Source organism: Allobosea sp. CS1GBMeth4 (genome assembly GCF_900185715.1).
Taxonomy (GTDB): domain Bacteria; phylum Pseudomonadota; class Alphaproteobacteria; order Rhizobiales; family Beijerinckiaceae; genus Allobosea.
This window is the reverse complement of record NZ_FYAS01000002.1, coordinates 186,011-200,874: the sequence shown is the minus strand read 5'-3', so window position 1 is coordinate 200,874 and position 14,864 is coordinate 186,011. Positions and strand designations below refer to the sequence as shown.

General features: G+C 67.5%; 10 protein-coding genes. All 10 read right to left on the bottom strand.

Annotated features, from left to right (window positions below; all coding sequences use genetic code 11):
- Positions 1-238 precede the first annotated feature (238 nt).
- A complete protein-coding gene (rpoC, locus tag CS1GBM4_RS00995) occupies positions 239-4,423 on the bottom strand; it encodes a DNA-directed RNA polymerase subunit beta' (RefSeq protein ID WP_186416810.1) in 4,185 nt (1,394 codons plus the stop codon).
- Between the two features lie 129 nt (positions 4,424-4,552).
- A complete protein-coding gene (rpoB, locus tag CS1GBM4_RS00990; RefSeq protein ID WP_186416809.1) occupies positions 4,553-8,674 on the bottom strand; it encodes a DNA-directed RNA polymerase subunit beta in 4,122 nt (1,373 codons plus the stop codon).
- Positions 8,675-8,919: 245 nt separating this feature from the next.
- On the bottom strand, positions 8,920-9,306 hold the full coding sequence (gene rplL / locus CS1GBM4_RS00985) for a 50S ribosomal protein L7/L12 (protein ID WP_186416808.1): 387 nt from the start codon (positions 9,304-9,306) through the stop codon (positions 8,920-8,922).
- 51 nt (positions 9,307-9,357) lie between these two features.
- Positions 9,358-9,873, bottom strand: coding sequence for a 50S ribosomal protein L10 (gene rplJ / locus CS1GBM4_RS00980; RefSeq protein WP_186416807.1), 516 nt, complete (start codon positions 9,871-9,873; stop codon positions 9,358-9,360).
- A 505-nt stretch (positions 9,874-10,378) separates the two neighbouring features.
- A complete protein-coding gene (gene rplA / locus CS1GBM4_RS00975; RefSeq protein ID WP_186416806.1) occupies positions 10,379-11,077 on the bottom strand; it encodes a 50S ribosomal protein L1 in 699 nt (232 codons plus the stop codon).
- A 13-nt stretch (positions 11,078-11,090) separates the two neighbouring features.
- On the bottom strand, positions 11,091-11,522 hold the full coding sequence (gene rplK, locus CS1GBM4_RS00970; RefSeq protein ID WP_186416805.1) for a 50S ribosomal protein L11: 432 nt from the start codon (positions 11,520-11,522) through the stop codon (positions 11,091-11,093).
- Between the two features lie 217 nt (positions 11,523-11,739).
- On the bottom strand, positions 11,740-12,282 hold the full coding sequence (locus tag CS1GBM4_RS00965; protein ID WP_186416804.1) for a cytochrome b/b6 domain-containing protein: 543 nt from the start codon (positions 12,280-12,282) through the stop codon (positions 11,740-11,742).
- On the bottom strand, positions 12,279-13,877 hold the full coding sequence (locus CS1GBM4_RS00960) for a methyl-accepting chemotaxis protein (protein ID WP_186416803.1): 1,599 nt from the start codon (positions 13,875-13,877) through the stop codon (positions 12,279-12,281). The genes CS1GBM4_RS00965 and CS1GBM4_RS00960 overlap by 4 nt, the downstream gene beginning before the upstream one ends.
- A 126-nt stretch (positions 13,878-14,003) precedes the next feature.
- Positions 14,004-14,537 (bottom strand): transcription termination/antitermination protein NusG, encoded by a 534-nt coding sequence (gene nusG, locus CS1GBM4_RS00955; protein ID WP_186416802.1) that lies wholly within the window; start codon positions 14,535-14,537, stop codon positions 14,004-14,006.
- 15 nt (positions 14,538-14,552) lie between these two features.
- Positions 14,553-14,747, bottom strand: coding sequence for a preprotein translocase subunit SecE (secE, locus tag CS1GBM4_RS00950; RefSeq protein WP_186416801.1), 195 nt, complete (start codon positions 14,745-14,747; stop codon positions 14,553-14,555).
- Positions 14,748-14,864: the final 117 nt, after the last annotated feature.

Below are 14,864 nucleotides of genomic sequence, written 5' to 3'. Positions count from 1 at the left end.
GTCCGCAGACGAAGGCATTCCTCCGCGGACCACGCCCCGTATGGTGTGTCAGCCCGCCCCTCGCCGCCCGGCCGCATCCGGCCGATCAGCGCAAGGCGTGCCGGCGCATCGCTGCCCCCCGACAGGTCTCGCAACGTCAACTTAGGCCGGCGGCGGCGGAAAAGGTCAAGAGCCTGAAACGAAAACGGCCGCCCGGGGGCGGCCATCTCGCGACGCGGGGAGGGCCCCGTCGATCTTGTTATTCGGCCGCCGGCAGGGCCGCCGCGGCGGCAGCCGCCGCCTTGGCCGCGGCATCCGCCTTCTGGCCGACGATGAGATCGTCGCGGCGCGTCGCCACCTGCTTGATGCGGGCGACCTGCGCGCCGGTGCCGGCCGGGATCAGCGAGCCGACGATGACGTTCTCCTTGAGGCCTTCCAGCATGTCCATCTTGCCGTTGACCGCCGCCTCGGTGAGGACGCGGGTCGTCTCCTGGAAGGAGGCGGCCGAGATGAACGAGCGGGTCTGCAGCGAGGCCTTGGTGATGCCGAGCAGGACGGGCACGCCGGAAGCCGGCTTCTTGCCCTCCTCGCGCATCCTGGCGTTGACCTCCTCCAGCTCGATGCGGTCGACCTGGTCGCCGGTCAGGATGTCGGTGTCACCCGAATCCGTGATCTCGACCTTCTGCAGCATCTGCCGGACGATGACCTCGATATGCTTGTCGTTGATGGTCACGCCCTGGAGGCGGTAGACCTCCTGGATCTCGTTGACCAGGTAAGCGGCAAGCTCCTCGACGCCCTTGATCGCCAGGATGTCGTGCGGCGCCGGGTTGCCGTCGAGGATGTAGTCCCCGATCTCGACGACGTCGCCATCCTGCAGGTGGATGTGCTTGCCCTTCGGGATCAGGTACTCGACCGGCTCGGAGCCGTCATGCGGGGTCAGCGTGACGCGACGCTTGTTCTTGTAGTCGCGACCGAAGCCGATGACGCCGGCCTTCTCGGCGATGATCGCGGCATCCTTCGGCCGGCGCGCCTCGAACAGCTCGGCGACCCGCGGCAGACCGCCGGTGATGTCGCGGGTCTTGGCCGAGTCGGTCGAGACACGCGCCAGCACGTCGCCGGCCTTCACCGACGAGCCCGGCTCCACCGACAGGATGCCGTCGACGGGCAGGATGTAGCGGGCATCGCCGCCGCGCGCGAGCTTGGCGATCTTGCCGTCCGGGCCCTGCACCGTGATGGCCGGGCGCAGGTCCGAGGTCCGGGCCGAGCCGCGCCAGTCGATGACGACGCGCTTGCTGATGCCGGTCGCCTCGTCGGTCGTCTCCGTCATCGACATGCCGTCGACCAGGTCCTCGTAGCCGACCTTGCCGTCGACCTCCGCCAGGATCGGGCGGGAATAGGGATCCCACTCGATCAGGCGCTGGCCGCGCTTGACCTTGTCGCCGTCGTCGACGCGCAGCTTCGAGCCGAACTGGACGCGGTGCACCGCACGCTCGGCGCCGTCCGGGCCGGTGATGACGATGGCGAGGTTGCGCGCCATCGCGATCAGGTCGCCGTCCGAGTTCCGCGCGACGTTGCGGTTGCGGATCTTGACCGTGCCCTCGAAGTTCGACTCGACGAAGGACTGGTCGGCGATCGTGGCCGCGCCGCCGATGTGGAAGGTGCGCATGGTGAGCTGCGTGCCCGGCTCGCCGATCGACTGCGCCGCGATGACGCCGACGGCCTCGCCCATGTTGACGGGCGTGCCGCGGGCGAGGTCGCGCCCGTAGCAGGTCGCGCAGACACCGTTCTTGGTCTCGCAGGTCAGCACCGAGCGGATCTTCACCTCCTGGATGCCGGCGGCGTTGATCCTGGAGATGTGGCTCTCCTCGATCACGGCGCCCTTGGCGACCAGGACGTTGCCGTCGATGTCGGTGACGTCCTCGGCCGCCGAACGGCCCAGGATGCGCATGCCGAGCGAGGCCACGACCTGGCCGGCATCGACGATGGCGCGCATCTTGATGCCGTTGTCCGAGCCGCAATCCGTCTCGGAGATGATCGCGTCCTGCGCCACGTCGACGAGGCGGCGGGTCAGGTAACCCGAATTCGCCGTCTTGAGCGCCGTGTCGGCCAGGCCCTTGCGGGCGCCGTGCGTCGAGTTGAAGTACTCGAGAACGTCGAGGCCTTCCTTGAAGTTCGAGATGATCGGCGACTCGATGATCTCGCCCGACGGCTTCGCCATCAGGCCGCGCATGGCGGCGAGCTGGCGCATCTGCGCCGGCGAGCCGCGGGCGCCCGAATGGCTCATCATGTAGATCGAGTTGATCGGCTTGTCGCGGCCGCTCTCGTCCTTCTTCACGGTCGAGATGCGGGCCATCATCTCCTGGGCGAGCTTGTCGGAGCACTTCGCCCAGGCATCGACGACCTTGTTGTACTTCTCGCCCTGGGTGATCAGGCCGTCCTGGTACTGCTGCTCGTAATCCTTGGCGAGGGTCCGCGTCGCGTCGACGATCTCCCACTTGTTCTCCGGCACGACCATGTCGTCCTTGCCGAAGGAGATGCCGGCCTTGAAGGCGTGCTTGAAGCCCAGCCCCATGACGCGGTCGCAGAAGATCACCGACTCCTTCTGACCGCAGCCGCGATAGACGGCGTCGATCATGTTGGAGATCTCCTTCTTGGTCATCAGCTTGTTGACGACGTCGAAGGACACCGCCGGGTGCTCCGGCAGCGCGGTCGAGAGGATCACCCGGCCGGGCGTGGTGTCGTAGATCTTCGTGTACGGCTTGCCGTCATGGCCGACGCCGGTCCAGCGATATCTGATCTTCGAATGCAGCGTGACGATCTTCTCGTGCAGCGCGTATTCGAGCTCGCCGAAATCGCCGAACACCTTGCCCTGGCCCGGCTCGCCATCCGAGATGATCGAGAGGTAGTAGAGGCCGAGCACGATGTCCTGCGACGGCACGATGATCGGCATGCCGTTCGCCGGGTGCAGGATGTTGTTGGTCGACATCATCAGCACGCGCGCTTCCAGCTGCGCCTCGAGCGACAGCGGGACGTGCACGGCCATCTGGTCGCCGTCGAAGTCGGCGTTGAAGGCGGCGCAGACCAGCGGGTGCAGCTGGATCGCCTTGCCCTCGATCAGCACCGGCTCGAAGGCCTGGATGCCGAGGCGGTGCAGCGTCGGGGCGCGGTTCAGCAGCACCGGATGCTCGCGGATGACCTCGTCCAGGATGTCCCAGACCTCGGGCTTCTCCTTCTCGACCAGCTTCTTGGCCTGCTTGACCGTGGTCGAGTAGCCCTTGGCGTCGAGGCGCGCATAGATGAACGGCTTGAACAGCTCGAGCGCCATCTTCTTGGGCAGCCCGCACTGGTGCAGCTTCATCTCCGGGCCGACCACGATGACCGAGCGGCCGGAATAGTCGACGCGCTTGCCGAGCAGGTTCTGGCGGAAGCGGCCCTGCTTGCCCTTGAGCATGTCGGCGAGCGACTTCAGCGGACGCTTGTTGGCGCCGGTGATGACGCGGCCGCGGCGGCCGTTGTCGAACAGCGCGTCGACCGATTCCTGCAGCATCCGCTTCTCGTTGCGGATGATGATGTCCGGCGCGCGCAGCTCGATCAGCCGCTTCAGGCGGTTGTTGCGGTTGATGACGCGACGATAGAGGTCGTTCAGGTCCGAGGTCGCGAAGCGGCCGCCGTCGAGCGGCACGAGCGGGCGCAGATCCGGCGGGATGACCGGGATCACGGTCATCACCATCCATTCCGGCTTGTTGCCCGACTCCTGGAAGGCCTCGATGATCTTGAGGCGCTTCATCAGCTTCTTCGGCTTGAGTTCCGACGTCGTGGTCGCGATCTCATGCTTCAGGTCGGCATTGATCTGGTCGAGGTCGAGCGCGCGCAGCATCTCGCGGATCGCCTCGGCGCCGATCATCGCCGTGAAGGTGTCGGCGCCGTATTCCTCCTGGGCGCGGACATACTCCTCCTCGGTCAGCAGCTGCCGGTCCTTGAGCGGGGTCAGGCCCGGCTCCAGCACCACATACGATTCGAAGTAGAGGATGCGCTCGAGGTCCTTGAGCGGCATGTCCATCAGCAGGCCGATGCGCGAGGGCAGCGACTTCAGGAACCAGATATGCGCGACCGGGGCGGCGAGCTCGATATGGCCCATGCGCTCGCGCCGGACCCGGGCGAGCGTCACCTCGACGCCGCACTTCTCGCAGATCACGCCCTTGAACTTCATGCGCTTGTACTTGCCGCACAGGCACTCGTAGTCCTTGATCGGCCCGAAGATGCGGGCGCAGAACAGGCCGTCGCGCTCCGGCTTGAACGTGCGGTAGTTGATCGTCTCCGGCTTCTTGATCTCGCCGAACGACCAGGATGCGATTTTCTCGGGGCTGGCGATCGAGATCTTGATCGCGTCGAACGCCTGCTGCACCGGCTGCTGGCCGAAAAGGTTCATGACCTCTTGCTTCATAGCCTGTCTCCTGTGGCCGGCGGGGTTCTGGGGGAAACCGCCCTGCCCGGCCCTTGATCCGTTCGCCGGCGGCGGCACTGCCGCCGGCATGAGTGACGAACGCGTGCGGCCCCTTGCGGGCCCGCAGCCTTATTCGGCCGCCTCGGCCGGCGGCAGTTCGCCCGGCTTCTGCTTGTTGTTGACCAGCTCGACGTTGAGGCCGAGCGAGCGCATCTCCTTGACGAGCACGTTGAAGCTCTCGGGAATGCCCGCTTCGAAATTGTCCTCGCCGCGCACGATCGACTCGTAGACCTTGGTGCGGCCCGCCACGTCGTCCGACTTCACCGTCAGCATTTCCTGCAGCGTGTAGGCGGCGCCATAGGCCTCGAGCGCCCAGACCTCCATCTCGCCGAAGCGCTGGCCGCCGAACTGCGCCTTGCCGCCGAGCGGCTGCTGGGTGACCAGCGAGTACGGGCCGATCGAGCGGGCGTGGATCTTGTCGTCCACCAGATGGTGCAGCTTCAGCATGTAGATGTAGCCCATCGTGACCTTGCGGTCGAACGGCTCGCCGGTGCGCCCGTCATAGAGTGTCGACTGGCCCGACGAGTGAAGCCCCGCCTGCTCCAGCAGCCGCTCGATGTCGGACTCCTTGGCGCCGTTGAAGACCGGGGTCGCGATCGGCACGCCACGGCGCAGGTTCTGGCCCATCTCGACCAGCTCCTCGTCGCCCATCGAGGCCACGATCTCGTTGTCCTCGTAGACCGCGTCGAAGGCCGAACGCAGGGCCTTGGAGTCGTGCGCCTTGCGATAGGCGTCGATCGCCTTGCCGATCTGCTTGCCGAGGCCGGCGGCGGCCCAGCCCAGATGGGTCTCGAGGATCTGCCCGACATTCATGCGCGAGGGCACGCCCAGCGGGTTCAGCACGATGTCGGCATGGGTGCCGTCCTCGAGGAACGGCATGTCCTCGGCCGGAACGATGCGCGAGACCACGCCCTTGTTGCCGTGGCGGCCGGCCATCTTGTCGCCGGGCTGGATCTTGCGCTTCACCGCGACGAAGACCTTGACCATCTTCATCACGCCCGGAGGCAACTCGTCGCCGCGCTGCAGCTTCTCGACCTTGTCGAGGAAGCGCTGCTCGAGGCGCTTCTTCGACTCGTCGTACTGCTTCCGCATCGCCTCGATTTCGGTCATCAGGGCGTCGTCCGCCGTGGCGAACAGCCACCATTGCGAACGCGGGAACTCGCTCATCACCTCGCGGGTGATGACCGTGTCCTTCTTGAAGCCCTTGGGACCGGCGAGGCCGGTCTTGCCGGTCAGGATCTCGGCCAGGCGCGCGAAGGTGTTGCGGTCGAGGATCGCCTGCTCGTCGTCGCGGTCCTTGGCGAGACGCTCGATCTCCTCGCGCTCGATCGCCTGGGCGCGCTCGTCCTTGTCGACGCCATGGCGGTTGAAGACGCGGACCTCGACGATCGTGCCCTGGACGCCCGGCGGCACGCGCAGCGAGGTGTCGCGCACGTCCGAGGCCTTCTCGCCGAAGATCGCGCGCAGCAGCTTCTCTTCCGGCGTCATCGGGCTTTCGCCCTTCGGCGTGATCTTGCCGACGAGGATGTCGCCAGCCGCCACTTCGGCGCCGATATAGACGATGCCGGCCTCGTCGAGGTTCTTCAGGGCCTCTTCCGAGACGTTCGGAATGTCGCGCGTGATCTCCTCGGGCCCGAGCTTGGTGTCGCGGGCCATGACCTCGAATTCCTCGATATGGATCGAGGTGAAGATGTCTTCAGAGACGATCTTCTCCGAGAGCAGGATGGAGTCCTCGAAGTTGTAGCCGTTCCACGGCATGAACGCGACCAGCACGTTGCGGCCGAGCGCGAGCTCGCCGAACTCGGTCGACGGGCCGTCGGCGACGATGTCGCCCTTCTTGACGATGTCGCCGACGCGCACCAGCGGACGCTGCGTGATGCAGGTCGACTGGTTGGAGCGCTGGAACTTCTGCAGACGGTAGATGTCGACGCCCGGCTTGGTCGGGTCCATCTCGTCGGAGGCGCGGATGACGATACGGGTCGCGTCGACCTGGTCGACGATGCCGGCGCGGCGGGCCGCGATGGCGGCGCCGGAGTCGCGGGCGACCGCGGCCTCCATGCCGGTGCCGACGAAGGGCGCGTCGGCGCGCACCAGCGGCACCGCCTGGCGCTGCATGTTCGAGCCCATCAGCGCGCGGTTCGCGTCGTCGTTCTCGAGGAACGGGATCAGCGCCGCGGCCACCGAGACGACCTGCTTGGGCGAGACGTCCATGAAGTCGACCTTGTCGACCGGCACGACGATGACCTCGCCGGCGCGGCGGCAGACGACGAGGTCGTCGGTCAGCCGGCCTTCCCCGTCGACGGCGGCGTTCGCCTGGGCGACGTTGTACTTCGCCTCCTCCATCGCCGAGAGATAGATGATCTCGTCGGTCTGGCGGCCGTCGCGCACGCGCCGGTACGGGCTCTCGATGAAGCCGTACTTGTTGACGCGCGCGAAGGTGGCGAGCGAGTTGATCAGGCCGATGTTCGGGCCTTCCGGCGTCTCGATCGGGCAGATGCGGCCGTAATGCGTGGTGTGCACGTCGCGCACCTCGAAGCCGGCGCGCTCGCGCGTCAGGCCGCCCGGGCCGAGCGCCGACAGGCGGCGCTTGTGGGTGACCTCCGAGAGCGGATTGGTCTGGTCCATGAACTGCGAGAGCTGCGAGGAGCCGAAGAACTCGCGCACCGCGGCGGCCGCGGGCTTCGCATTGATCAGGTCCTGCGGCATCACCGTGTCGATGTCGACCGAGCTCATGCGCTCCTTGATGGCGCGCTCCATGCGCAGCAGGCCGAGGCGATACTGGTTCTCCATCAGCTCGCCGACCGAGCGCACGCGCCGGTTGCCGAGATGGTCGATGTCGTCGATCTCGCCCTTGCCGTCGCGCAGGTCGACCAGCGCCTTGACGACCGCGAAGATGTCCTCCTTGCGCAGGATGCGCACGGTGTCCTCGGCGTCGAGGTCGAGCCGCATGTTCATCTTGACCCGGCCGACGGCCGAGAGGTCGTAGCGCTCCGCGTCGAAGAACAGCGACTGGAACATGTTCTCGGCGGTCTCGAGCGTCGGCGGCTCGCCGGGGCGCATCACGCGGTAGATGTCGAACAGCGCCTCCTCGCGGCGCGAGTTCTTGTCGACCTTGAGGGTGTTGCGGATATAGGGGCCGACCGTGATGTGGTCGATGTCGAGCACCGGGATCTCGTCGAACCCGGCCTCGAGCAGCGCCTTCAGGCTCTTCTCGTCGATCTCGTCGCCGGCCTCGGAGAAGACCTCGCCGGTGGCCGGGTTGACCAGGTCCTCGGCGATGTACTGGCCGTAGAGGTCCTCGTCCGTGGCGCGCAGGAACTTCAGGCCCTTCTCGGCGAGCTGGCGGGCGGTGCGCGCGACCAGCTTCTTGCCGGCCTCGATCACCACCTCGCCGGTGTCGGCGTCGATCATGTCGACGGTCGCCTTGAAGCCCTTCATGCGCTCGGCGTCGTAGGGAACGCGCCAGCCGTCCTTGTCGCGGGCATAGGTCAGGTGGTTGTAGAAGCGCGCGAGAATCTCCTCGCCGTCCATGCCGAGGGCGAACAGCAGCGAGGTGACCGGGATCTTACGCTTGCGGTCGATACGGGCGTAGACGATGTCCTTGGCGTCGAACTCGATGTCGAGCCAGGAGCCGCGATAGGGGATGATGCGGGCGGCGAAGAGCAGCTTGCCCGAGGAATGGGTCTTGCCCTTGTCGTGGTCGAAGAACACGCCCGGCGAGCGGTGCATCTGCGAGACGATGACGCGCTCGGTGCCGTTGACGATGAAGGTGCCGTTGTCCGTCATGAGCGGCATCTCGCCCATGTAGACGTCCTGCTCCTTGATGTCCTTGACCGACTTGGCCTGGGTGTCCGGGTCGATATCGAACACGATCAGGCGCAGCGTCACCTTGAGCGGCGCCGAGAAGGTCATGCCGCGCTGGCGGCACTCGTCGACATCGTATTTCGGCGGCTCGAACGTGTACTTGACGAACTCCAGCAGCGACGCGCCCGAGAAGTCGCCGATCGGGAACACCGACTTGAAGACCGATTGCAGGCCTTCGTCGCCGCGGCCGCCCTTCGGTTCCTCGACCATCAGGAACTGGTCGTAGGACGCCTTCTGAACCTCGATGAGGTTCGGCATCTCCGCCACTTCCTTGAGCTTGCCGAAGAACTTGCGGACGCGCCTGCGACCCTGGAGGGAAGTTACCATCATGTTCCTCGCGATCTCGGACGGCTCACCCGGCGGTCCGGGGACTGGCGGGCGGGCCGCCGGGTGAGCCGCTCGGCGCCTCATGCGCGCCGACGTTCGAACTGGATCGACCTGCGCCGCACCGGCAGCAGGTCCTGCAATGCGTCGCTCCGCATTCCGGAAACGACGCAACAGCCCCGGAGGCGGCGTGCCGCCCCGGGACTGTCCTTGTCGACTAGATACGGACCGGCATCAGCCGGCCCGGCTCACTTGAGCTCGACCTTCGCGCCGACGGCCTCGAGCTGCTTCTTGAGCTTCTCGGCCTCGTCCTTGGCGACGGCTTCCTTGACCGGCTTCGGAGCGGCCTCGACCAGGTCCTTGGCCTCCTTGAGGCCGAGGCCGGTGATGGCGCGGACTTCCTTGATCACCTCGATCTTCTTGTCGCCGGCCGAGGCCAGGACAACGGTGAACTCGGTCTGCTCCTCGGCGGCGGCGGCGCCGGCGGCAGCGCCACCAGCGGCCGGGCCGGCGGCCACGGCGACGGCGGCGGCCGCCGAGACGCCCCACTTCTCTTCGAGCATCTTGGCGAGGTCAGCGGCCTCGAGAACGGTGAGCGACGAGAGTTCGTCGACGAGCTTGGCGAGATCGGCCATTTTTCAGCTTCCTGATATGAGAGGTTCGAACGATTGAGGTGTGACGGCTGCTCAGGCAGCGCTCTTGTCGGCGTAGGCCTGGACCACGCGCGCCAGCTTTCCGGCCGGGGCGTTCGTGAGCTGCGCGAGCTTCGTCGCCGGGGCCTGGATGAGGCCGACCAGCTTGGCGCGCAGTTCGTCGAGCGAGGGCATCGTGGCCAGGGCCTTGACGCCATCGGGGTTCAGGGCGGTCTTGCCCATCGCGCCGCCGAGGATGACGAGCTTGTCGTTCTCCTTGGCGAAGGCGGTGGCGACCTTCGGCGCCGCGACCGGATCGCTGGAATAGGCGATCAGGGTGGGACCCGTCAGCAGCTTGCTGATGGACGCGACGTCGGTGCCTTCAAGAGCGATCTTGGCCAGCCGGTTCTTTGCGACCTTCACGGTGGCGCCATTGGCCTTCATCTCGCGACGAAGCTTCTGGAACTGGGCCACCGTCAAGCCCGCATAGTGGGCCACGACGACGACCGACGTCTTCGAGAAGACGTCGTTCAGCGTCGCGACGGCATCAGATTTTGCCGCTCTATCCACTGGGCTCTCTCCGGTAGGCGACAGGTTGTGAGACCCGCCGCCGGTTGCACGTGCCGCTCTCGGAAGTGACCGGTTGACACCGACCCCTCGCCGGAGCGACGCTCAGTGCCCTGTCCCCTGCCATGGCCGAAGCCGTGATCGGGCGAGATGGTTCGAACCTCGTTCGGCGCCTTCCGGCACCGGAAGAGTTCTTGCACCGTCTATGCAGGCCTCTTGGCGAAATTATGCCCTCCGACCGGAGCCGAAGGCGCACCTGCAGTCTCAGACAGGACTGGATGCCCGGCCTTCGGGGATCGCTCCCCTCGCCCGCGACACCCATTCTTCGATGGCGAGCCATCGAAAAACGCGAAATGGGACCTCCTCGTGCCGAGCACGCGGAAGCCCCGTCACTCATGGAAACTCGGAGGAGGCTCATAAACCCTCCCCCGGCTTCTGCCAAGTGGTAATCCTCGCGCCGAAGCGCAAGGCGGGGCTGCGGCCGCGATCAGGCGGCCGCCCGGCTCCGTCAGCCGCCGAGGACCGTGTTCGGCTCGATCTTGACGCCCGGACCCATGGTCGAGGAGATCGCGACGCGCTGGATATAGGTGCCCTTGGCCCCCGCCGGCTTCGCCTTCGAGACCGAATCGACGAAGGCCTTGATGTTCTCGCCGAGCTTGTCGGCGTCGAACGAGGCCTTGCCGACGGCGGCGTGGACGATGCCCGCCTTCTCGACGCGGAACTCGACCGAGCCGCCCTTCGAGGCGGCGACGGCGGCGGTGAGGTCCATGGTGACCGTGCCGACGCGCGGGTTCGGCATCAGGCCGCGCGGGCCCAGCACCTTACCGAGGCGGCCGACCAGGCCCATCATGTCCGGCGTCGCGATGCAGCGGTCGAAATTGATCTCGCCCTTCTGCACGGTCTCGACCAGGTCCTCGGCGCCGACGATGTCGGCCCCGGCCTTCTTGGCCTCCTCGGCCTTGGCGCCGCGGGCGAAGACGGCGACGCGCAGCGTGCGGCCCGAGCCGTTCGGCAGGTTGCAGACGCCGCGGACCATCTGGTCGGCGTGACGCGGATCGACGCCGAGATTCATCGCGATCTCGACGGTCTCGTCGAACTTGGCGTTGGCGCGGGCCTTGACCAGCGCGACGGCCTCGGCGAGCGGGTAGAGCTTGGTGCGCTCGATGCCCTCACGGGCCTTGACGACGCGCTTTCCGACATGTGCCATTGTCGTTTCCCCCTCAGCCCACGACTTCCAGGCCCATCGAGCGGGCCGAGCCACGGATCATCGCCACCGCCGAGTCGACGCTGTCGCAGTTGAGATCGGCCATCTTCTTCTCGGCGATCTCCTGGAGCTGGGCGGTCGTGACCTTGCCGACATTGCCGCCCTTGCCCGGGGTCTTCGAGCCGGAGGTCAGGCCGGCCGCCTTCTTCAGGAAGTACGACACCGGCGGCTGCTTCATCTCGAAGGTGAAGGAGCGGTCCTGATACGCGGTGATGATCACCGGGATCGGCATGCCCTTCTCCATCTGCGCGGTCTTCGCGTTGAAGGCCTTGCAGAATTCCATGATGTTGAGGCCGCGCTGACCGAGCGCGGGACCGATCGGCGGCGACGGATTGGCCGCGCCCGCCGGAACCTGAAGCTTCACGTAGCCCGTGATCTTCTTCGCCATGATGGCTGCTCCTGTCGTCCGCCCCGGTGCCGACCGGAACGACGACGCCCCGCCCGTGAGCCACTCTCGCTCCGGATCGGGGTGTTGCAGGGCGTGGTGCGGCGCGAAGCTCCGGCTGGCTGACCGGCACGCCTCCCACGCATGTGAGGGCCGCCCTATGGCACAGGCCGATGCGAAAGGGAAGCCCCGGGCGCGATTGCCGGACCGGAGGGCGCGGTCAGGGCTGGCCGGCCTCCGCATTGGCGTCGCGCGCCAGATAGTCCCCGATCGCCACGCCGATATGGAGGACGACGAGCGCCACCAGCGCGAAGGCGAGCCAGGCATGGCCCGTCAGCAGCGCGTCGCCCAGCCCCGCCTCCTCCGGCCCGATCTGCGGCAACGACAGGCCCAGGAGCAGCCGCCGCGCTCCGAAGCCGGAGGAGCCGGCCCAGCCGAGCAGCGGTACCGCCAGCAATGCCAGATAGAGCAGCGCATGCACCGCCCGGCTCGCCACCTGCCTGTGCCAGCGCCCGGCGAGATGCGCGGACAGGCGATAGCCGATCCGGATCAGCACGGTGCCGAGCAGCAGGATGCCGGCCGTCCTGTGGCAGAGATAGAGGAGATCGGCGGTCGGCCCCTCGCCGATCTGGGTCATCACCACGCCGCTGACGAACAGGCCGAGCACGAGCGCCGCGGTCAGCCAGTGCAGCACTTGCGCCAGGACGGGCAGCGCCGCCGGAACCGCTGCGCCTCCCCTCGCCTCCGGGATCGCCAGGCTCATGCGCTCACGGGCTCCCTGCGTGCGATGAAGCCGTCGACGGCCTGGCGCAGCTCGGCCGCCTGGCGATCGAGATCGGCCGAGGCCGCCGTGACAGAGCCCGCCGTCTGGCGCCAGTTCTCCAGCGTGCCGGCGAGTTGCTCGACCTGCTCCGCCACCAGCCTGTCGTCGCCGGCCGTCCGCGTCGTCGTCTCGCTGATCGAGCGCGAGCCGATGTCCTGGCGCTTGGTCAATTCGGCGATGGAGAGCGCCGAGCTGTCGACCTTCTCGACCGAGGCCACCAGGGCGCCGACCCGCAAGGTGATGCGCTGGGCGGCGACGGTGATCTGGTCGAGCCCGCGGCGGACATCGTCGGTCGCCTCCGCCGTGCGATGCGCCAGCTGCTTGACCTCGCCCGCGACCACCGCGAAGCCCCTGCCCGCCTCGCCGGCCCGCGCCGCCTCGATCGTGGCGTTGAGTGCGAGCAGATTGGTCTGGCTGGCCACTGTCCCGATGATGTCGATGACCTGGACGATCTTGCCGACGGCCTCGCTCAGGACGACCGTGTCCGCCGTCGCCTCGTCGACCAGCGCCTTGGCCGCGTCGGCGATCTCGGAGGTGCGTTGCGCCTCGCTCGCCGCGGTCGCGAGCAGCGCCGAAACCTCGGTGATGGCGTTGGCGACATGGTCGACATGCCCGGAGACGCGCTGCGTCGACTGCGCCGCCGCACCGGCCCGCTCGTCGACGAGCCCCGAGAGCTGCGTGAACGCCGCCGCGGCCTGCGACAGCCGCGCCGCATGCTGCTCGAGCGCCTGGGCGATCGCGGCGATCCGCTCCTGGAAGGTAGCGTTCCTGGCCTGGGCCGCCTCCTGGCGCGCGACCTCGTCGGAGAGGGCGGCCAGCCGGGTCCGGGCGGCCTCGTGCTCGGCCTGCTGGCCGTGCAGATGCGCGAGCAGCGCCCGGCCGAGCATGCCGATCTCGTCGCGCCGCATCGCGAGGCTCAGCAGCCGCTGCTCCTCCGGGCTGCTGCCCGCCAGGGCTCGCGCCATGGCCGTGATCGGGCGGACCAGCCAGCGATGCTCGAGCGTGACGATGACCACCAGGCTGAACAGGCCGAGCAGCGACAGGAGCAGCCGGTTCCGGTGGGCGCTCTCGACATGCTGCGCCAGCCGGGCGCTCAACCGGTCGATCTCCCGGCCCAGCCCGCGCCGCAGCGCCGAGCGCTTGTCGAAGATCACCCTGAGCTCGGCCCTCGCCGTCGCCGTATCCGGCGTCAGCCGGATCGCCGTGGCGCGCGCCGCGATCGCCAGCGCGTCGGCCTGCAGCCGCTCGTCCAGCTGCGTGGCGATGTCTTCGGCCGCGATCGCGATCACCTCGAGGTCGGACGGCTCCGCCCTGCCGCCGGAAAAGATGGCGTCGCTGACGCGCTCGAAGGCGAGCGACGTCGCCTCGAGACGGCTCGCGAGGTCGCTCTGCACCGCGAGCGCCTGCGTGAAGCCGTGAAGCTTGCGCCAGCCGACCAGCTCGATCGCGACATAAAGACAGGACAGCGCGCCGAGGAGCACGCCCCACAGCGCCAGGCGCTGTCCGACCGTCGCCTTGAATGTCCTGGGGAACATGCCCACCCGCGCCGATAGCCGGAGCGGATGGTGCCATACACGCCTGAAGGAGGCGTTAACTACGAGAATCGCGCAAAAAGGGTGCCGTCTCCGGCACCCTCGGCAAGGTCCTGCGCCGTCCTGGCCTCAGAGCTTCTCGACCTGGCCGTATTCCAGCTCGACCGGCGTGGCGCGGCCGAAGATCGAGACCGCGACCTTGAGGCGGGCGCGGGCATGGTCGACGTCCTCGACGACGCCGTTGAACGAGGCGAAGGGGCCGTCGGCGACCTTCACCTGCTCGCCGACCTCGAACACCACCGTCGGCTTCGGCCGCTCGATGCCCTCGGCGACCTGGCCCTTGATCCGCATCGCCTCATGCTCGGGAATCGGCATGGGCTTCGCCTTGTCGGCGCCGAGGAAGCCGGTGACCTTGGGCGTGTTCTTGATGAGGTGGTAGACCTCGTCGGTCATCTCGCACTTCACCAGCACATAGCCCGGAAAGAACTTGCGCTCGGTATCGACCTTGCGGCCGCGGCGGACCTCGACGACCTTCTCGGTCGGCACCAGCACCTCCTCGAACTTGTCGGAGAGGTGGCGCTGCGCCGCCTGGTCCTTGATCGACTGGGCGACCTTGTTCTCGAAGTTGGAGTAGGCGTGGACGATGTACCAGCGGGTGCTCACGGATGATGCCTTCGTTCAACGTGCGCCGAGGATGAGGCCGAGACCCCAGCGGATGACCGTGTCGGTGAAGAGGAAGAACAGGCTCGACACCAGAACCATCAGCAGCACCAGCCCGGTGGTGATCAGCGTCTCGCGGCGCGAGGGCCAGGTCACCTTGGCGGCTTCGCTGCGCACCTCCTGCAGGAACTGGAAGGGATTCGTCTTCGCCATCGGGCTTGTCACCTCGGTTCCGGATTGCCGCGGCAGCGCGGCGATTCGGCGGTCCTGAAAGATTCGCGGCGCGGGGCCCAGGGAGCCGCGCGCCGTCGTTAGGGCGCTTCTTACAAC